Source organism: Corynebacterium sp. HMSC067D03, from assembly GCF_001811185.1.
Classification (GTDB): domain Bacteria; phylum Actinomycetota; class Actinomycetes; order Mycobacteriales; family Mycobacteriaceae; genus Corynebacterium; species Corynebacterium coyleae.
Genome location: NZ_KV803820.1, coordinates 78,440 through 96,408, shown reverse-complemented (window position 1 = coordinate 96,408; position 17,969 = coordinate 78,440). Strand labels below are relative to the sequence as shown.

General features: G+C 61.9%; 18 protein-coding genes. 13 read left to right on the top strand and 5 right to left on the bottom strand.

Translation table 11 applies throughout. The annotated features are described in order from the left end of the window. Positions 1-70 precede the first annotated feature (70 nt). The 5 genes from rbfA to HMPREF2785_RS06180 are packed head-to-tail and all read left to right on the top strand — an operon-like array spanning position 71 to position 4,283. Complete coding sequence (gene rbfA / locus HMPREF2785_RS06200) at positions 71-511, top strand: 30S ribosome-binding factor RbfA (RefSeq protein WP_070422292.1); 441 nt, start codon at positions 71-73, stop codon at positions 509-511. Next, positions 498-1,502: a DHH family phosphoesterase gene (locus HMPREF2785_RS06195; protein ID WP_246818857.1), complete on the top strand. Its 1,005-nt coding sequence runs from the start codon at positions 498-500 to the stop codon at positions 1,500-1,502. Before rbfA ends, HMPREF2785_RS06195 begins: the two co-directional genes overlap by 14 nt. Then, positions 1,499-2,833, top strand: a complete 1,335-nt coding sequence (locus HMPREF2785_RS06190; protein ID WP_070614540.1) for an MATE family efflux transporter — start codon at positions 1,499-1,501, stop codon at positions 2,831-2,833. Before HMPREF2785_RS06195 ends, HMPREF2785_RS06190 begins: the two co-directional genes overlap by 4 nt. Further along, complete coding sequence (locus tag HMPREF2785_RS06185) at positions 2,830-3,627, top strand: metallophosphoesterase family protein (RefSeq protein WP_070422294.1); 798 nt, start codon at positions 2,830-2,832, stop codon at positions 3,625-3,627. Before HMPREF2785_RS06190 ends, HMPREF2785_RS06185 begins: the two co-directional genes overlap by 4 nt. A gap of 2 nt (positions 3,628-3,629) precedes the next feature. Then, positions 3,630-4,283, top strand: coding sequence for a 4'-phosphopantetheinyl transferase family protein (locus tag HMPREF2785_RS06180; protein WP_070614539.1), 654 nt, complete (start codon positions 3,630-3,632; stop codon positions 4,281-4,283). A gap of 3 nt (positions 4,284-4,286) precedes the next feature. Here HMPREF2785_RS06180 and truB read toward each other — a convergent pair whose 3' ends face one another. Next, complete coding sequence (gene truB / locus HMPREF2785_RS06175) at positions 4,287-5,180, bottom strand: tRNA pseudouridine(55) synthase TruB (RefSeq protein ID WP_070483866.1); 894 nt, start codon at positions 5,178-5,180, stop codon at positions 4,287-4,289. A gap of 30 nt (positions 5,181-5,210) precedes the next feature. On the opposite strand from truB, the gene HMPREF2785_RS06170 reads away from it, so the two are divergent. From HMPREF2785_RS06170 to HMPREF2785_RS06155, 4 genes are all read left to right on the top strand, one after another. After that, on the top strand, positions 5,211-6,182 hold the full coding sequence (locus tag HMPREF2785_RS06170; RefSeq protein ID WP_070451068.1) for a bifunctional riboflavin kinase/FAD synthetase: 972 nt from the start codon (positions 5,211-5,213) through the stop codon (positions 6,180-6,182). Continuing rightward, positions 6,179-7,141, top strand: coding sequence for a nucleoside hydrolase (locus HMPREF2785_RS06165; protein ID WP_070483862.1), 963 nt, complete (start codon positions 6,179-6,181; stop codon positions 7,139-7,141). Before HMPREF2785_RS06170 ends, HMPREF2785_RS06165 begins: the two co-directional genes overlap by 4 nt. A 102-nt stretch (positions 7,142-7,243) precedes the next feature. Next, positions 7,244-7,513, top strand: a complete 270-nt coding sequence (gene rpsO, locus HMPREF2785_RS06160) for a 30S ribosomal protein S15 (protein ID WP_070422298.1) — start codon at positions 7,244-7,246, stop codon at positions 7,511-7,513. A gap of 96 nt (positions 7,514-7,609) precedes the next feature. Continuing rightward, the gene (locus tag HMPREF2785_RS06155; RefSeq protein WP_070614663.1) at positions 7,610-9,934 is read left to right on the top strand and encodes a polyribonucleotide nucleotidyltransferase; all 2,325 of its coding nucleotides are present in this window, start codon (positions 7,610-7,612) and stop codon (positions 9,932-9,934) included. A gap of 55 nt (positions 9,935-9,989) precedes the next feature. On the opposite strand, the gene HMPREF2785_RS06150 is transcribed toward HMPREF2785_RS06155, so the two are convergent. Genes HMPREF2785_RS06150 through HMPREF2785_RS06135 form a run of 4 tightly spaced genes read right to left on the bottom strand, consistent with a single transcriptional unit; the run spans position 9,990 to position 13,458 of the window. Then, positions 9,990-11,555 (bottom strand): succinic semialdehyde dehydrogenase, encoded by a 1,566-nt coding sequence (locus tag HMPREF2785_RS06150; protein WP_141750650.1) that lies wholly within the window; start codon positions 11,553-11,555, stop codon positions 9,990-9,992. 10 nt (positions 11,556-11,565) lie between these two features. Beyond that, a complete protein-coding gene (locus HMPREF2785_RS06145; RefSeq protein ID WP_070614538.1) occupies positions 11,566-12,537 on the bottom strand; it encodes an oxygenase MpaB family protein in 972 nt (323 codons plus the stop codon). A 19-nt stretch (positions 12,538-12,556) separates the two neighbouring features. Next, complete coding sequence (locus tag HMPREF2785_RS06140; protein ID WP_070422300.1) at positions 12,557-12,808, bottom strand: hypothetical protein; 252 nt, start codon at positions 12,806-12,808, stop codon at positions 12,557-12,559. Beyond that, entirely contained in the window at positions 12,808-13,458 is a 651-nt protein-coding gene (locus HMPREF2785_RS06135) for an AMIN-like domain-containing (lipo)protein (protein ID WP_070614537.1), read from the bottom strand. Before HMPREF2785_RS06135 ends, HMPREF2785_RS06140 begins: the two co-directional genes overlap by 1 nt. 55 nt (positions 13,459-13,513) lie before the next feature. On the opposite strand from HMPREF2785_RS06135, the gene dapB reads away from it, so the two are divergent. From dapB to HMPREF2785_RS06115, 4 genes are read left to right on the top strand one after another with little or no spacing between them, the layout of a single operon-like run. Beyond that, the gene (dapB, locus tag HMPREF2785_RS06130) at positions 13,514-14,257 is read left to right on the top strand and encodes a 4-hydroxy-tetrahydrodipicolinate reductase (RefSeq protein WP_070614536.1); all 744 of its coding nucleotides are present in this window, start codon (positions 13,514-13,516) and stop codon (positions 14,255-14,257) included. Continuing rightward, on the top strand, positions 14,258-14,884 hold the full coding sequence (locus HMPREF2785_RS06125; RefSeq protein ID WP_070614535.1) for an FAD-dependent thymidylate synthase: 627 nt from the start codon (positions 14,258-14,260) through the stop codon (positions 14,882-14,884). Between the two features lie 36 nt (positions 14,885-14,920). Beyond that, complete coding sequence (gene dapA, locus HMPREF2785_RS06120) at positions 14,921-15,829, top strand: 4-hydroxy-tetrahydrodipicolinate synthase (RefSeq protein WP_070614534.1); 909 nt, start codon at positions 14,921-14,923, stop codon at positions 15,827-15,829. Between the two features lie 2 nt (positions 15,830-15,831). Beyond that, entirely contained in the window at positions 15,832-17,910 is a 2,079-nt protein-coding gene (locus HMPREF2785_RS06115) for a ribonuclease J (protein WP_070422305.1), read from the top strand. The last annotated feature ends 59 nt before the right edge of the window (positions 17,911-17,969 follow it).

Here is a 17,969-nt window from a genome sequence, read left to right as displayed (position 1 = left end):
CGAAACCCCCGCCCCGCACGCACGTGCTCGGCGGGGGTTACACTATGCAGAAGTTTTGAGGAGGAGTGACATGGCTGATAACACCCGCGCCCAGCGGTTGGCGAAGCAGATTCAGACGATTGTTGCTTCCGCGATTGAGCGGGAGATTAAGGACCGCCGGCTGGAGTTGGTCACTGTGACCGACACCCGAGTCACCGGGGACCTTCATGACGCCACCATTTACTACACAGTGCGTGGCCAAGAGATCGACGACGAACCTGACTACGAGCAGGCCGCCGAGGCGCTCAACCGTGCTCGCGGGCAGATCCGCAAGATCGTGGGAGATCAGCTTTCGGTTCGGTTCACGCCGACCATCTCGTTTGAGCGCGATACCGTGCCGGAAGCTTCCGCGCACATGGAGGAGTTGCTCAACCGTGCCCGTGCGCGTGATGAGGAGCTAGCAAAGCTGCGCGCAAATGCGAAGCCGGCTGGCGATGCTGACCCGTACAAGCGCTCCGGTGAAGGGGAGTAGTGCCCTGAACAGCCAGCTGTTTGCGGAGCATGCTCCGCTATTTGCCGAGGTTGCCGAGCGTATCCGCGCCGCGGACCGCGTCAACGTGGTCGCACACATCAACCCCGATGCGGATGCGATCGGGTCGGCGTGTGCGCTCGCAAAGGGGCTCACGGCGCTTGGTATCGACAACGACGTTTACATTGGCCAGCCGTTGCCGCACCCGGCGAATATGCGCACTATCCCGGGAGTCGATGAGATCATCTACGGCGAAACTTTGCCGGAGGATGGCCTTGTTGTCACCGTGGATTGTGCCTCCGCAGATCGCACAGGAGCATTCCTGATTGATGTTACGGATAACCCGTCGCGCGTTGTTGTCATCGATCACCACAACACCAACCCCGGTTTCGGCGACATGAATTTGATCGTCGAGTCCGAATCGACCACAACGATGATCCGCGAGTTGCTTGATCATCTTGGGGTGGAGCTTGACGAGGACATCGCGTACTGCCTGTACGCGGGCTTGGTCACCGACACCGGCAGCTTCCGGTGGGGCACACCGAGGATGCACCGTTTGGCCGCGGAGCTGATGGGCTACGGCCTGAATACTCGCCAGATTGCGCTGGACCTGATGGACACGATGAGTGCGACTGACCTCCAGCTCATGGGCGCGGTGTTGGCGGAAACCCAGATCATTCCGGTCAAGGGGCTCTCCGTTGCAGTGCTCACCATTCCCACGGGGTTGTTAGCGCGCATGAGCCAGCCAACGGTCGAGGCGATCATCGACTACGCCCGTGCCCTTGAAGGCACCGACGTCGGCGTGGTGTTGAAGCAGTACAGCAGCAAGCATTGGGCGATGTCGCTGCGTTCTACGGTGCTGAACGTTTCAACCGTCGCGCGCTCTCTTGGCGGTGGCGGACACAAGGCAGCAGCGGGGTACTCGGCCACCGGTTCGCGCTCTGAGGTCGTCCGCGACCTGCTCGACGCGTTGCCAGAACCCGCCGACCGATGAGGGGCGCGGACGCTGCCCGCACACCAACCGCGCGGGATATCTTGATGCTCGCGCTGCCCGCGCTCGGCGTGCTGGCAGCCAACCCGCTGTACCTGTTGCTGGATACCGCTGTCGTTGGCAGGCTCGGCACCGCGCAGCTGGCTGCACTCGCTGCAGGCGCTGCCATCCAGTCGACCGTGACAACCCAATTAACGTTTTTGTCCTATGGCACGACGGCGCGAAGCTCGCGGTTTTATGGTGCCGGAAAACGCGATCAGGCAGTCGAGGAAGGTGTACAAGCTACCTGGGTAGCGCTCGGGGTCGGCGCGATCTTGGCGCTGATTGTGTGGGTGTTCGCCCAACCGTTGGCGATGGCGCTTGCAGGTGACGTTGACACGAGTGTGCGCGCTGCGTCCTGGATGCGTGTGTCCGCATTCGCCATCCCGATGACGCTGATCATCATGGCCGGAAATGGCTGGATGCGCGGCGTGCAAAATACGCGATTGCCGTTCTACTTAACGCTGTGTGGCCTCATTCCCGGCGCGATCTCGTTGCCGTTATTGGTGAACCAGTACGGGCTTGTGGGCTCCGCGATATCCAACGTGATTGGCATGGGGATCACATCAACGTTGTTCGTGGTGTTTCTTATCAGGGAGCACCGGACGTCGGGCCGGGGCTGGGCGCCGCAGTGGTCGGTGATTTCCAAGCAGCTCGTGTTAGGCCGCGACCTGATTTTGCGGTCGTTATCGTTTCAAGTCTCGTTGCTGACCGCTGCTGCAGTTGCTGGTCGCTTCGGCGTGGTTGCGCTTGCTGCTCACCAGTTGATGCTGCAGCTGTGGAACTTCCTCACACTCGTGCTTGATTCGCTGGCTATTGCGGCGCAGACCCTGACCGGCTCGGCTTTGGGGCGGGCAGGGGCGCAGGACGCACGCGCCGTTGGTGAGCACGCACTGAAGTACTCGATGGTCTTCGCGGTCGTGCTGGCCGTGGTGTTCGCGTTGTTCCGTGAGCCGATTCTGGGTTTGTTTACGCAGGATCAGGCGGTCGTCGATACGCTGCAGCTGCCGTGGCTGTTGTTTATCGCCATGATCATCGCCGGGGGAGCGGTGTTTGCGCTCGACGGTGTGCTGCTTGGTGCGGCGGATGCGGCGTACCTGCGCAACCTGACACTGTTTTCGCTGCTCGGGGTTGCGCTGCCGATCATCATCGCTTCCGGTTTCTTTGGCTGGGGCCTGACCGGTATTTGGGTCGGACAACTCGGCCAAGTCCTTGTGCGCCTCGTAGGTGTAGTGCACAGGTTCCGTTCCATGCGATGGGCAGTGACAAGCGGTGATGGTAGGAATGACGCATGACCACGACACTCTGGGCAGTCAGCGACCTGCACGCCGCAGTGAAGCTCAACGGCCCAAAAATCGACGACATCCAGCCTACTGACCCGTCTGACTGGCTCATCGTCGCTGGCGACGTGGCCGAACGGTTCGAACTCATCGTTGAAGTGATGACAGAACTGGCCAGTCGGTTCGACACCGTCATCTGGGTGCCCGGCAACCACGAGCTATTTTGCCGTTCTGCGGACAGGTACCGCGGCCGAGAAAAGTACGCCATGCTGGTTCAAGCGATGCGCGCTATCGGTGTGATTACCCCGGAAGATCGCTATCCGGTGTTCGGCGGAGTGACCATCGCGCCGCTATTTACGCTGTACGACTATTCGTTCCGCAGCAGGGAAATGACTGTCGACGAAGCCCTGCAGGCCGCCCACGACAACAACGTGGTGATGACAGACGAGTTTGCCATCGCACCATTTGTGGATATCCGTGGCTGGTGCTGGGACCGTTTGGCCTACACCACCAAACGCTTATCCCGCATTAGCGGGCCGACGATTCTGGTCAACCACTGGCCGCTGGTGCAGGAGCCGGTGCAGCGCATGATGTGGTCTGAAATCGCCCTGTGGTGCGGGACCCGGCACACCAGGACATGGCCCAAGCGCTACAACGCGCAGGCAGTGGTGTACGGTCACCTGCACATGCCGGGGGTGACCAAGGTCGATGGCGTCGACCACATTGAGGTTTCCCTGGGCTATCCGCGCGAGTGGCGCCACCACCCGTCCACGCGGCAATTCCCGTACCCGGTCATGGAGGTTGAATAGTGATGCAAGATATTTCGCTGTTTCCTCCAGAAGCACGCTGCGTCTTTTTACTTACCGACGACGCCGGCGACCTCACCCGCTACGACGACCTGCACCCGGCGGAGCGCCAAGAGGTCAAAACCGCAGTCGATTTGCGCAAGGGAGAGTTCGGCGATGCCCGCTGGTGCGCACACCAGGCACTGCGCGAACTGGGCGTGGAATCTGCAGGCGCAATCCTGCGCGGGGAACGCGGTATGCCGTTGTGGCCAGAGGGGTTTACCGGCTCGCTGACCCATACCGATGGCCTGCGCGCCGCTGTCGCAGCACCAACCCGGTACGTACTGTCGATGGGGCTCGATGCGGAGCCGGCAGAATCGCTGCCAGACGGGGTGCTGGAGTCGATCGCCAGTGATACTGAGATTGCGATGGTCAACGGTATGCGTCAGCAGGGGCAGCAATGGGCCGACCGGCTGCTGTTTTGCGCCAAGGAAGCGACCTACAAGTGCTGGTTTCCGATGACACGGCGTTGGCTAGATTTCGACGAAGCCGAAATTGAGTTGCGCGCCGACGGCACGTTTGTCTCGCAGCTCCTCGCCCGTCCCGCGCCGGTGCCGGTGTTTGAGGGCCGCTGGGTGGTCCGTGGTGGCTACGTGGTGGCTTCCACGTACGTGCGCTAAGCGCTAAAGCGTGGATGGCCGCGCCACAAACACCGTGGCTAGGCGCTTGCCCTGCTCTTTCACTAGGGCGACTGCTTTGCCGTCTGGTCCGACGGCGGCGTGCACGCCCTTCAAACCGCGCGGCTCGAGCCACTTGCCCATGGAGAGCGCCGCGTATTCATCAGTATTGACATCAAGCACCGGCCACGAGCGGGTCAGTGTCTCATCCATGGTCAGCGACAACACAGCATTGTCTTCCAACCCTTCGAGGGTGTGCGCGTCGTCGATGGAGAATGGGCCGACGGAGGTTCGTCGCAAAGCAATCAAATGCCCGCCAACCCCCAGTGCTGCGCCGAGGTCGCGGCCCAGCGAGCGGATATAGGTGCCGGAGGAACAATGCACGCGGGCGTCGATGTCGACGACGCCATCGTGGTGGCGGATCTCGCTGACATCGAAAGCGTGGACGGTCACGGGGCGGGGAGGAATGGTGACCTCCTCACCGGCGCGCACCAGTTCGTGGGCGCGGCGCCCATCGATCTTGATCGCGGACACCTTCGACGGAACCTGCATGATATCGCCGGTCAGCAGTGCGATCTGCTCGTGGATCGCGTCGTCGGTTACCTCAGACGCGTCGTGCGTTTCGGTGATCTCGCCCTCCGCATCATCTGTGGTCGTGGACGCACCGAGGCGGATCGTCGTTTCGTAGACCTTGTCCTCTGCGACCAGGTGCGCCAGCAGCTTCGTGCCGCGCTCAATGCCTGCGACAAGCACGCCCGTGGCCATCGGGTCGAGCGTGCCAGCGTGGCCAACCTTGCGCGTGCCAAAGAAGCGGCGCAGTCGCGCGACCACGTCATGACTCGTCAAGCCCTGAGGCTTATCGACGACAACAATGCCGGACTTTTCGAGGGGATCGTTCATGCTTTTGAAGTATGCCGTACTGTGTCCCCCGTGGATATTTTGCGTGGCCTCGACGCAGTGCCGGAAACGTTTGGCGAGCCTGGTGGCACCGTCGTCACTATCGGCGTCTTTGACGGTGTGCACAGAGGCCACCAACTGCTGATCTCGAAGGCCGTGGATACCGCACGTGAACTCGGTGTGCCGAGCGTGGTCATGACCTTTGACCCGCACCCCGTGACGGTATTCGCACCAGGTCACACGCCTGCGGCGCTGATGTCGCTTGAGGAGCGCGCCCGCCACATCGCTGAGTTGGGCGTGGACTACTTGCTTGTCATTGATTTCCGGCACGAGCTCGGCGGGGTTTCGCCCGAGGGGTACGTGGAGGATGTACTCGTGGGCCAACTGCGCGCCCGCCACGTGCTGGTGGGGGAGAATTTCACCTTTGGCAAAGATGCCGCAGGCACCGCGACGACCATGGCGCAGCTAGGGGAGCGTGCAGGCATCGACGTGACGATTGTGCGATTGCTTTCCGACGGCGGCGTCAAGGTCTGCTCCACCGCCATCCGCGACGAACTCTCCGGCGGAAACGTACAAACGGCGACCGACTACATGGGACGGCCGTTCTCTGTGATCGCACCGATTGAACGTGGTGCCGGCCGTGGCGGCAAGGAACTGGGATACCCGACGGCCAACCAGTACGCATCCGATGCGGCCGCGATCCCGGCTGACGGTGTCTACGCGGGCTGGCTCACCATCATCGACGACGCCCCCATCGACGGCGACATGGAACCCGGCGTGCGCTACCCAGCGGCGATCTCCGTGGGGACGAACCCCACGTTTGGCGACAACCGGCGCAGCGTTGAGTCGTTTGTGCTCGACCGCGACGCTGACCTGTACGGGCGGATGGCCCGAGTGGAGTTCGTGGGCAAGGTTCGCGACATGGTCAAGTTTGACTCCGTTGAGGAATTACTTGAGCACATGGCGCGCGATGTGGACACCACCCGCGATATTCTCGGTGCATGACCACGAAGCTGATCCTGGACCTAGACACCGGCATCGACGATGCCCTGGCACTGGCGTACGCACTCGCGTCGCCCGAAGTAGAACTCATCGGCGTGACCTGCACCTACGGCAACGTGGTTGTCGAGGATTCAGTGCGCAACACCCTTGCCATCTTGGAGCTGTTTGGCCGCACAGACATTCCGGTGTTCGCAGGCCCAGACCACGCACGCGCGAAGGACTCCTTCGAGGTCCAGGAGATCTCCGCGTTCATCCACGGCAAAAATGGCATTGGCGAGGTGGAGATCCCTGATCCGACGCGTCAGGTGGAATCGACGTCTGCGGTGGACTTCCTCGTCGAATCGGTTACGGCGTACGGCGATGACCTCATCATCGTGCCCACAGGCCCGTCCACCACAATCGCAGCAGCAGTTGAAGCGTCCAACGTGTTCCGCGAAAACGCCAATATTGTGATGATGGGCGGCGCGCTCACCGTCCCAGGCAACGTCACCGCCTGGTCCGAAGCGAACATCAACCAGGACCCCGAAGCAACCGACCTGTTATTCCGCCAGCTGCGCAACGTCACCATGATCGGTCTTGACGTCACGCTGCAAACGCTTTTGACCACTAAAGAGACCGCGAAGTGGGCCGAACTGGGCACCACCGGCGGGAAGTTCCTTGCCGACATCACGAACTACTACATCGACGCCTACAAGACCACCTCGCCACACCTTGGTGGCTGCGGACTGCACGACCCGTTGGCGGTTGCCGTGGCTATCCAGCCGGGTTTGGTGGACACGCTTGGCATCAACATGAAGGTGGACACCGAGGGCGAGACGCGTGGGCGCACGATTGGCGACGAAACCCGCCTGAACGACCCGGACAAGTCCGCCGCAGTGGCCGTCACGGTAGACACCGCAGGTTTTCTCGAGGAGTTCATGCGGCGTCTGACGAGTTTGGCGCAGTCCACACCGGTCGTGTAACCTCTTTGAGGTCTTGCGCCAGACGACTGTGGTTCGCGGCAGTTGCGGTGCAGCACAGACTTTTTCCGTAGAACGCGAACTGAAACAACCAAGGAGCACCTCATGGCACTGTCCACTGAGAAGAAGGCCGAAATCCTCAAGGAGTACGGCATCCACGAGACCGACACCGGTTCCACCGAGGCACAGGTTGCGCTGCTCACCGCGCGTATCAACAACCTGACCGAGCACCTGAAGGACCACCAGCACGATCACCACTCCCGTCGTGGCCTGCTGCTGCTCGTCGGTCGTCGTCGTGGTCTGCTGAAGTACCTGCGCGAGAACAATGTTGATCGCTACCGTGATCTCATTGCCCGTCTGGGTCTTCGTCGCTAAGCAATAGCGCAAAAAATAACGCCTCACCTGCGCGGTGGGGCGTTTTTTGCTATTATTGCTGGCCGTTGCAAGAACACCTATGACATGGCGGCACCGATGATCGCCAACACGCCTTCGAAGGAGAGGGATCTTTTGCGCAACTTTAAGCCAAACAACTCGTTTGATGTCCACGTCGATGAAGATTTCGGCGTCACCGAAGCGGTTGCCACGCTGGATAACGGCGACTTCGGCACCCGCACCATTCGTTTCGAGACCGGCCAGCTCGCACGCCAGGCCGATGGTTCCGTCACCACATACCTTGACGAAGAGACCATGATGCTGGCCACCACCACCGCCTCCAACCAACCGCGTGAAGGATTCGACTTCTTCCCGCTGACCGTTGACGTTGAAGAGCGCATGTACGCCGCGGGTAAGATCCCGGGCTCGTTCTTCCGCCGTGAGGGCCGCCCGTCTACCCAGGCGATCCTGGCATGCCGTCTGATCGACCGCCCGCTGCGCCCGACCTTTGTTAAGGGCCTGCGCAACGAGGTTCAGGTTGTCATCACGGTGCTGTCGCAGCACCCGGAGGAGTACTACGACGTCGTCGCGATCAACGGCGCGTCCGCCGCGACGCAGCTTTCCGGCCTGCCGGTGTCCGGCCCGGTTGGTGGCGTGCGCATGGCGCTGCTTGCCGACGACAAGCACCCCGAGGGCCAGTGGGTGGCATTCCCGAACTACGAGCAGCACGAGCGTTGCCTGTTCGAAATGGTCGTTGCTGGCCGCATGGTTGAGCGCAAGCGTGGCCGCAAGAACGAGGAAGATGTCGCCATCATGATGGTGGAGGCAGGCGCCGGCGTGAACGTGGTCGAGCAGATCAAGAAGGGCTACCCAGCCCCGACTGAGAAGACCGTTGCAGAAGGTCTCGAGGCTGCCAAGCCGTACATCGAGACCCTGTGCCGTGCGCAGCGTGCGCTTACCAGCGAGGTTTCCACCGAGCAGAAGGAATTCCCACTCTTCCCGGCGTACTCCGAGAAGGTGTTCAAGGCCGTTGAGAAGAAGGCAGCGAAGAAGCTGGCCAAGCTGATGACCATTGCATCGAAGGCTGAGCGTGAGAACGCCACCAACGAGTACATGGAAGACATCGAGGAAGATCTGTTCGACTCCTTCGACATCGACGATGACGAGCGCGAGGAGCGCGACGCAGCATCGAAGGAAATCCGCGCTGCGTACAACGCACTGCAGAAGCAGATCGTGCGCGAGAAGATCCTCACCGAGGGCTTCCGTATCGACGGCCGCGGCGTGACCGATATCCGCGACCTGGGTGTCGAGGTGGAGCTCATCCCGCGTGCCCACGGCTCTGCGTTGTTCGAGCGTGGCGAGACCCAGATTCTCGGCGTGACCACCCTGGACATGCTGAAGATGGAGCAGCACCTCGACTCGCTGCACCCGGAGGAGTCCAAGCGCTACATCCACCACTACAACTTCCCGCCGTACTCCACTGGTGAAACCGGACGCGTCGGCTCTCCGAAGCGCCGCGAAATCGGCCACGGTGCGCTCGCCGAGCGTGCCCTTGAGCCGGTGATCCCGTCGCGTGAGGCGTTCCCGTACACGATCCGTCAGGTTTCCGAGGCGCTCGGTTCTAACGGCTCGACCTCGATGGGCTCCGTGTGTGCTTCCACGCTGTCGCTGTACAACGCTGGTGTGCCGCTGGCAGCACCGGTTGCGGGTATCGCGATGGGTCTGGTCTCCGGCGAGGTCAACGGTGAAACCGAATACGTTGCGTTGACCGACATCCTCGGTGCCGAAGACGCGTTCGGCGACATGGACTTTAAGGTCGCCGGTACCCGCGAGTTCATCACCGCCCTGCAGCTAGACACCAAGCTCGACGGCATTCCGTCCAGCGTTCTTGCAGATGCGCTGAACCAGGCCCGCGACGCCCGCGAGGCCATCCTGGACACCATGGCTGAGGTCATCGACGGCCCGGACGAGATGAACCCGCTCGCACCGAAGATCACCACCGTGAAGATCCCGGTATCCAAGATCGGCGAGCTGATCGGCCCGAAGGGCAAGACCATCAACCAGATCACCGAGGACACCGGCGCAGACATCTCCATCGAGGACGATGGCACCGTGTTCGTCTCCGCCACCTCCGGTGAGGCTGCCGACGCCGCGATTGAGAAGGTCAATGCGATCGCGAACCCGCAGATGCCGAAGGTGGGCGAGCGCTACCTTGGCACCGTGGTCAAGACCGTGGCGTTCGGCGCGTTCGTGTCCATCACCCCGGGCACCGATGGCCTGATCCACATCTCCAACCTGGGTGGTAACACCCGTGTGGAGAAGGTCGAGGACGTCATCAACGTCGGCGACAAGGTCGAGGTTGAGATCCGCGACATCGACAACCGTGGCAAGATCTCGCTTGTCCCGGTGGAGGATAACGCGTAGTTTTTCGCAAACATCATGGGCGCTTCCCAGTTGGGGAAGCGCCCGTTTTGTCTTGCTAGGGCAGAAGACGCAACCTTTTGCCAAGCGCCAGTGCCGAGGTCATGAGCGGGCCGTAGAGCCGCTTCGGCATCGCGTGTGGGCCGCGCATAGACACGATGCGTTGCTGTGCGATGTTTTTCACCTCGGTGTATTTGGTCATTCCGTCGCGTCCGTGGCGCCGGCCCATCCCGGATTCCTTTACCCCGCCCAGCGGGGTTGCCATCGAGCCCCATGTAGCGGCGTAGCCGTCGTTGATCGTCGCGCTGCCGGCTTCAACGCGGCGCGCGATCTCCCAGGCGGTGTGCGGGGATGCAAACACGGAGGCGTTAAGTCCGTAGGGGAGGGCGTTTGCCAGATCGATCGCCTCATCGACGCTGCCCACACGCTGGACATACACGACGGGGCCGAATACCTCTTCCTCACGCAGGTTCGCGTCAGCGGGTAGGTCTGCGAGAACGGTCGGCGCGAAGTGGAGAGGGCCAACATCTGGGCGAGGTGTGCCACCGGTGACCACCCGTGCACCCTTCGCTACGGCGTCGTCGACGTAGGTCTGCACCCGTTTGAGCTGGGTATCGTCGATAAGCGAGCCCATGTCATAGTCCCAGTTCAGTCCCTTGCCCAAGGTGAGTGATTCGGTGGAGTGGGTGAACGCGTGCAGGAAGTCGTCGTAAATGTCTGTGTGGACGTAGATGCGTTCGATGGACACACACAACTGACCCGCGTTGGAGAAGCACGCGATAGCCATTGTGCGCGCGTGCTTTTGTACGTCGGCGTCCGGCGCGACGATCATCGTGTTTTTGCCGCCGAGTTCCGCGGAATAGCCGATGAGCCGTTCGCCGACAGTGCGGCCCAGTTTCTTGCCGGTGGCGGTGGAGCCGGTGAACATCAGGTAGTCGCACCGCTCGGCTATCGCACCGCCGACTTTTTGGCCGGAGCCTGTCACGACTTGGAACACGTCCGCTGGAAGGCCAGCCTCCACGAGCAGTTGCTTGACGACGAGACACGAAAACGGCGTCTTCGAATCCGGCTTCGCCACTACAGCGTTGCCAGCGATAAGAGCCGGGATGGCATCAGAAATAGCCAGGGAAAGCGGGTAGTTCCACGGACTGATCTGGCCGACAATACCGACGGGGATGCGTTGCTCCCGCGCACGGGTCAGCAGAGGTAGAGCACCCGGGCGTCGTTTCTCTGCCAGAAACGTTGCTGCGTTGCGGGCGTAGTACCGGGCATTATTGAGCACGTCGAGCACTTCGTCGAACGCTGCCGTTCGGTCCTTGCCGGTCTCGAGCTGCACGATGTCCGCCAGCACGTCGCGGTGCCGGTAGACCAGCGAATGGAACGCGTCGAACACCGCGGTGCGATCCGCCAGGCTGCGCTCCGCCCACGCACGCTGCGCCACACGGGCGCGGCGAAACGCTTCATCCACGTCGTCTGTGGTGCCTGCGGGGACGGTGCCGAGGGGCTCGTCGATAAGCGGAGATGCGACGCAGATCACCTCGCCGCCGTGGTTCGTCGTCAGGGCGACGAGCTCGCTCTGAAGGTGTGCGGGCAGTGGTTGTTCGCGGAGGCGTTTTGGCAGCATAACGCCGATGCTAGACGGGGCAACCGCCGGACGTTGCGTCTTGGCTCTTCGGAGAGTACGGGGTGATCAGTTTCGGTTCCTTGTACTTGCCGGAGATCATGCCGTTTTTGATCATCAGCGAGCGCCCTGGCTCCATGTAGCGCTTGTCCTCGGGCAGGATTTTGAACACACTGCGGATAAACCTTGCGATTCGGTTGAAGCGGCGCTGGTCGCGGTGCGTCCACTCAAGGTCGAGGATCTGGCGCTCCTTGTCGTTGAGCGTGCCAACAGTCAGCCAAATCACGCTGCGCATGATCGGCTTCCAGATGACCTTCCACACAGCCTCGGGGACACCATCCGGTGCCTTCACCGGTTCGACGCGGGCGGTACGCAGCGCGAAATCGACGGTATCGTTGCGCTCAAGCACGGTGTCTTCCATCTCTTCGATGTAGGCGATCAGGTCGTCGTAGTTGTCAATGACAGGGCGCTCGGACAGGCCGTACAAGTCCCACCAGGTCACGCCTTCGCGCACGATCTGGTCTTTCTCCGCGTGGGTAAACGGGGTCCCGAACAGTTCCTGAGCGAGGATGACACGGTAGACGAATGTTGCGTGTGCCCACCAGTAGGTTTCTGGGTTGAGCGAGTGGTAGCGCTTGCCGTCGCGGAGCTTGCCCTTGATATCTACGTGGTAATCGCGGATTTGTTTACCGATCACGTCCTGGTCGTCGTAAATCGACGCGATGATTTGCGGGGTGGAGCGCTCGAGGCGTGCGAAGGGCTCCTCGAAAAACTTCGAGTGGTCCAGCAGTGACTGGCCGATGGCTGGGTGCATATTCTGCAGCACGCCGGTGTAGCCGCGCAGGAGTTGAATGCGGTTGTCGGCGCCCCATTTCCACAGCAGCGAGTCAGGGCCGAGCGGTGCGCGTTTTACGTCGCGCTTACCGGTTTTAACACTGCCGTCGAGCAGGTCGTCGAAGCTATCGGATGGCTGTGGCTTTGGCATGGTGTGAAGCGTAACACAATCACGCTCTCCCTTGACCTGTCTCACTGGAAGTTTCTTCCGAATCGTCACGATGGCCGAGCAATTCTTCGCGACGATTCCACGTAAACAATCCGGCAAGCGGCGAGATACCGAAAAGCAGGCCCCAGCGGCGCTTGGCGTCGTCGTCAAGATCGCTGCGCTGAATCTCGCGCAACTTGCGCCACAAGACGAACAACCCAAGGACACTCACCCCGATGACGAAGGCGAGCCCGAGCCACGATGTGGCGTTCATTACTTCTGAAAGTCCACGACGATGCGGGTCGGGTTTTCAAGCACGCTGAGCTTGTACGGGCGCTGCTTGTCCAAACCGACAACGTACTGGGCGTCCGCTTCGAACACGCCGCCGTCCGCGATCTCCGTGATGCTGCCGGCCGCCACGCCGGCGGGGCTGGACTTAGCCAAGACTGCCTCATCTGCAGACATACTTAGCGGCACACCCTGGATGATCAGCGTGAAGTACGCATTACCGGCGGGTTTCAGTGGGAAGCCGGAAGCCTGCTGGCGCGGGTCGGTGTCGTACCCGGCGATCACGCTCGGCGAACCGGTGCCAGACAGTTCCACTACGAGGCGGTCGTATCCCTCGTGCGAACCAGCACGCACGTCTTCGATCATCATCTCGGCGAGTTGCTCGGACTGGATGTGCGTGTCTTCGAGCGAGAACCCATCTTTAGTGGGTGGCTCTACGGGGGCAGCTGCTGCGGCAGGGGAGACGTCAGTGGTCGTCGCCGCTTCGCTCGAGGTAGCGGTCGTGCTCTGCGACGTTGGTGCTGTAACGGTGGCGTCGGTACTGGCGTCGGTGCCGGCGTCGTTGTCCGCAGAACACGCGCCGAGCAGCAGCGCCGCAATGGCACCCGGGATAAGTAGTGTCGTGTGGCGTTTCATAGTCGCCCAGCTTAGGTGGCGCTACCATTGCGGGCGAGCGAAAGAAAGGATGCACATGATCAAGGTTGGAGTGCTTGGCGCACAGGGCAAGGTCGGCTCGGCAGTCGTCGCCGGGGTGAAGAAGGCGGAAGATCTCGAGATGGCGGCGGAGATCAACAAGGGGGACTCGCTGCAAACGCTTGTCGACGAAGGCGTCGACGTCATCGTCGATTTCACCACCCCGAACGCGGTGATGGACAACCTGGAGTTCTGCATTAACAACGGCATCCACTGCGTTGTTGGCACGACTGGCTTCGACGATGCCCGCTACCAGCAGGTCCGCGACTGGTGCGCCGCCAACGAGGGCGTCGGCGTGCTCATCGCCCCGAACTTCGCCATCTCTGCGGTACTCACCATGGCGTTTGCCCGCCAGGCGGCGCCATTCTTCGAGTCGGCGGAGGTCGTCGAGTTCCACCACCCGAACAAACTCGACGCACCGAGCGGCACCGCGGTCAAGACAGCGCAGGGGATTGCACAGGCCCGCAAGGAAGCCGGCATGGGTGCGATGCCGGACGCGACCGAGCAGGCACTCGACGGTTCCCGCGGCGCCGATGTCGATGGTGTGCCCGTCCACGCGGTGCGCATGCAGGGCATGGTCGCCCACGAAGAGGTCATTTTCGGCACCACCGATCAGTCGCTGACCATCCGTCAGGACTCCTACGGCCGCGAATCCTTCGTCCCCGGCGTACTTACCGGCGTGCGTGAGGTTGCCAGCCGCCCGGGCCTGACGATTGGCCTCGACGAGTACCTCGGGCTTTAAATGCGCGCCGAGCTCGTCGCAACCACCGCCCTGCGCAACACCCGCCCCGCAGGCGGCACCGACGCAGAGGCGGTTATCGCGCACGCCGCAATGTCGTCCCACGACGCCGAAACAGTGCTGCGCAGGCTTATCGACGACGACCGCACCGACCTTCTCGCCCACGCCAGCGCCACCCTCCACGTGTACGGGGTATCGCGCGCCGCGGCAGAAATCATCCGTGCACACCCCGGTTTCGCGGTGAGCCTGCGTGACGACGACGGCGCGGTCGTCCCACACCTCATCGCGGAAGACGAGGACCTCGTCAACCTGTTTGACACCGCCATCGAACACATTGCATTCATCCGCCAAGAACTCCTCGACGGCCTCGAGCACGTGCTTGTCGACGACCCCAACCTGCTCTCTCGGCGCAAACGAGCCGCCGAAGCAGCACGCTTGCTTCAGCCCTTAGCCACCGCAACGCAACTGGTAATCACAGGGTCGTACGGGGCGTGGCGTGGTTTCGTCGAAAAGCACAGCGGAAAATATGAAGACAAAGAAATCAGAATGATCGCACGCGCGTGCCTCGATGTGCTCCAGCCGGAAGCACCCTTGGTGTTTGAAGATTTGGCGGCAGGGGAACGTCGATAAGCACATACGTGTCAATAGGAGGTATTCTTCTTGCTCATGGGCTCATCATGCAAAGTTGATACAGGTGCCAACACATTCGGCACCGTCTGCGTCGCCATGGTTACGCCGTTTGATTCCGACGGCAACCTCGACCTCGCCGCAGGACGTCGGCTTGCTGCCCACCTTGTAGAAAACGGAATCGACACACTCGTCCTCGCCGGAACCACCGGCGAATCCCCAACAACCAGCGCAGAAGAAAAGGTTGAGCTGCTCAAAGCAGTGCGCGAAGAAGTTGGCACCAACGCAAGAATCGTCGCTGGAGCCGGCTCCAACAACACCCGCCATGCAGTCACGCTGGCGCAACAAGCTGCAGACGCGGGCGCAGACGCCCTGCTCGCAGTCACCCCCTACTACTCCAAGCCCTCACAGGCCGGAGTAGTCGCGCACTTCAAAGCAATCGCAGCCGCAACCGACCTACCCGTCTGCCTCTACGACATCCCGGGACGCTCCGGGATCCCCATCACTGCCGAATCGATCCGCGAACTCGCCGAGGTCGACAACATTCAGGCAATGAAAGACGCCCGCGGCGACCTCTTCGAAGCCGCAGGGCTCATCCAAGAGACAGGCCTGGCGTGGTACTCAGGCGACGACCCGCTCAACCTGCCCTGGCTCACACTCGGCGCAACCGGAGTTATCTCCGTCGTCGGACACGCAGCACCACAAGCGCTGCGGGGACTCGTGGACGCATTCGAGGCTGGCGACCTCACCCGCGCACGGGAAATCAACGCCAACGTACTCAACGTCCTCGCACGGCAGCAGGCCGAGCTGGGTGGCGTGACATTTGCAAAAGCAGCTCTGCGACTGCAGGGCATCGAAGTGGGAGACCCGCGCCTGCCTGTCGCACCAGCGACAGCCGATCAGGTCAAGCGGCTCCAAGAAGATATGAAACAGGCTGGAGTCCTATAAATATGAACGAACCCCGCAACCGCGCCCGCAAGGTGACGCGCAAGGCAGGACCCCCGGAACCGGCTGATCAACAGCCGGTCTTCCAAGCTCCGGAGACCCCGGACACAAACGCACAGAAGAACACCGCCGATAATGGCGGCGACGCGGGCCGTGATGGCGGTCGCGACGGTGGTCGCAATGGCGGCGAAAGGCCGCGCGGCAACCGTGGTGGTAACGGCGGCAACAACGGTGGTGGCGGCAACGGTGGTGGCAGCAGCCGAAACCGTCGCCGTGGCCGTGGTCGCGGTGGCAACCAGGGCGGCGGTCGTCGCAACCCGGTGAAGGGAATGCAAGGCGCCGATCTGACCAAGCGCTTGCCAGCCCCGCCGAAACTGGCCAAGGACACCCTGCGTATCTACGCACTTGGTGGCATTTCCGAAATCGGCCGCAACATGACGGTCTTCGAATACAACGGCCGTCTGCTCATCGTGGACTGTGGCGTGCTGTTCCCGAACTCCGACGAGCCGGGCGTGGACCTGGTCCTGCCGGACTTCGGCCCGATTGAGAACAAGCTGGACAAGATCGACGCGCTCATCGTCACCCACGGCCACGAAGACCACATCGGTGCGATCCCGTGGCTGCTGAAGCTGCGCCACGACATCCCGATCTACTCGTCCAAGTTCACCAACGCCCTGATCAAGGCAAAGACGCAGGAGCACCGCCAGCGTCCGAAGCTCAACGACGTGAACAAGGACTCCGAGGTCACCGTCGGCCCGTTCCGCCTGCGCTTCTGGCACGTCAACCACTCCATTCCGGAGTGCCTCGGCGTGTCCATCAAGACCGGTGCCGGCCACGTCGTGATGACCGGCGACGTCAAGGTTGACCAGACCCCGTACGACGGCAAGCCGACCGACCTGCCGGCCCTGTCGCGTCTTGGCGACGAGGGCATCGACCTGTTCATGTGTGACTCCACCAACGCCACCATCCCGGGCATCTCCGCCTCTGAGGCGGGTATTGAGGAGACGCTGATCCGCCTCGTCGGTAATGCTCGCCAGCGCGTTGTCATTGCCTCGTTCGCCTCCAACGTTGCACGTGTGCAGATGGCGGTCAACGCCGCTGTGGCCAACAACCGCAAGGTTGCCTTCAACGGCCGATCCATGCTCCGCAACATGGAGATTGCGGAGAAGATGAACCTGCTCAAGGCTCCGAAGGGCACGATCATTCCGATCGAAGAAGCCGCGAAGATGGCCCCGCATAAGACGGTACTGATCACTACGGGTACCCAGGGTGAGCCGATGGCGGCACTGTCGCGCATGTCTCGCCGCGAGCACCGTCAGATCACCATCCACGACGGCGACACGATCATCCTGTCGTCCTCGCTCATTCCGGGCAACGAGGAGGCCGTGTTTGCGGTGATTAACAACCTCGCCCAGATCGGTGCGAACGTGATCACCAACGCTGAAGCGCACGTTCACGCGTCCGGCCACGGCTACGCTGGCGAGCTGCTTGCGCTGTACAACGCTGCACGCCCGCGCAACGCCATGCCGGTGCACGGCGAATGGCGTCACATGCGCGCGAACAAGGAGCTCGCGATCTCTACTGGTGTGAAGCCGAATAACACGGCGCTTGCCCAGAATGGTGTTGTCGTCGATATGCACAAGGGCAACATCAAGGTTGCCGGCCAGTACCAGGTGGGCCAGCTCTACGTTGACGGCGTGACCATGGGTGACGTCGATCCGGACGTGCTCGCCGATCGTACGTCGCTGGCATCCGGCGGTGTCGTGTCGATTACCTGTGTTATCGACGACGCCACGGGTCGTCTCCTTGAAGCACCTCGCGTATCGACGACCGGCTACTCCGACGATGACCGCGACTTCAACAAGAAGGTCGTCGAAGGTGTTGAAGCCGTCATGGGTGACCTCGCTGCGGAAGGCGAGAACGATCCGTTCCGCATGGTGCAGCAGATCCGCCGCAAGGTCTCGCGCGCGATCGAGCAGAACTACAAGCGTCAGCCTGTGATCCTGCCGACCGTTGTGCCGATGTCGTCCGACAACCACATCGCGACTGAGGAGGAAATCGCCGCTACTCGCGAGTCCCGCTAGTTCGCTGCGTTAACCCCCAAATCGGGGTCTGGCCGTAACGCCGGGCCCCGATTTTGCTA

Excerpts from the sequence above, each read along its gene's own strand:
- truB (WP_070483866.1), bottom strand. The coding sequence starts at position 5,180 with ATGAACGATCCCCTCGAAAAGTCCGGCATTGTTGTCGTCGATAAGCCT.
- HMPREF2785_RS06125 (WP_070614535.1), top strand. The coding sequence starts at position 14,258 with ATGCGCGCCGAGCTCGTCGCAACCACCGCCCTGCGCAACACCCGCCCC.
- HMPREF2785_RS06155 (WP_070614663.1), top strand. The coding sequence starts at position 7,610 with ATGATCGCCAACACGCCTTCGAAGGAGAGGGATCTTTTGCGCAACTTT.
- HMPREF2785_RS06140 (WP_070422300.1), bottom strand. The coding sequence starts at position 12,808 with ATGAACGCCACATCGTGGCTCGGGCTCGCCTTCGTCATCGGGGTGAGT.
- HMPREF2785_RS06180 (WP_070614539.1), top strand. The coding sequence starts at position 3,630 with ATGCAAGATATTTCGCTGTTTCCTCCAGAAGCACGCTGCGTCTTTTTA.
- rbfA (WP_070422292.1), top strand. The coding sequence starts at position 71 with ATGGCTGATAACACCCGCGCCCAGCGGTTGGCGAAGCAGATTCAGACG.
- HMPREF2785_RS06150 (WP_141750650.1), bottom strand. The coding sequence starts at position 11,555 with ATGCTGCCAAAACGCCTCCGCGAACAACCACTGCCCGCACACCTTCAG.
- HMPREF2785_RS06185 (WP_070422294.1), top strand. The coding sequence starts at position 2,830 with ATGACCACGACACTCTGGGCAGTCAGCGACCTGCACGCCGCAGTGAAG.
- HMPREF2785_RS06135 (WP_070614537.1), bottom strand. The coding sequence starts at position 13,458 with ATGAAACGCCACACGACACTACTTATCCCGGGTGCCATTGCGGCGCTG.
- rpsO (WP_070422298.1), top strand. The coding sequence starts at position 7,244 with ATGGCACTGTCCACTGAGAAGAAGGCCGAAATCCTCAAGGAGTACGGC.
- HMPREF2785_RS06190 (WP_070614540.1), top strand. The coding sequence starts at position 1,499 with ATGAGGGGCGCGGACGCTGCCCGCACACCAACCGCGCGGGATATCTTG.
- dapB (WP_070614536.1), top strand. The coding sequence starts at position 13,514 with ATGATCAAGGTTGGAGTGCTTGGCGCACAGGGCAAGGTCGGCTCGGCA.
- dapA (WP_070614534.1), top strand. The coding sequence starts at position 14,921 with ATGGGCTCATCATGCAAAGTTGATACAGGTGCCAACACATTCGGCACC.
- HMPREF2785_RS06115 (WP_070422305.1), top strand. The coding sequence starts at position 15,832 with ATGAACGAACCCCGCAACCGCGCCCGCAAGGTGACGCGCAAGGCAGGA.
- HMPREF2785_RS06145 (WP_070614538.1), bottom strand. The coding sequence starts at position 12,537 with ATGCCAAAGCCACAGCCATCCGATAGCTTCGACGACCTGCTCGACGGC.
- HMPREF2785_RS06165 (WP_070483862.1), top strand. The coding sequence starts at position 6,179 with ATGACCACGAAGCTGATCCTGGACCTAGACACCGGCATCGACGATGCC.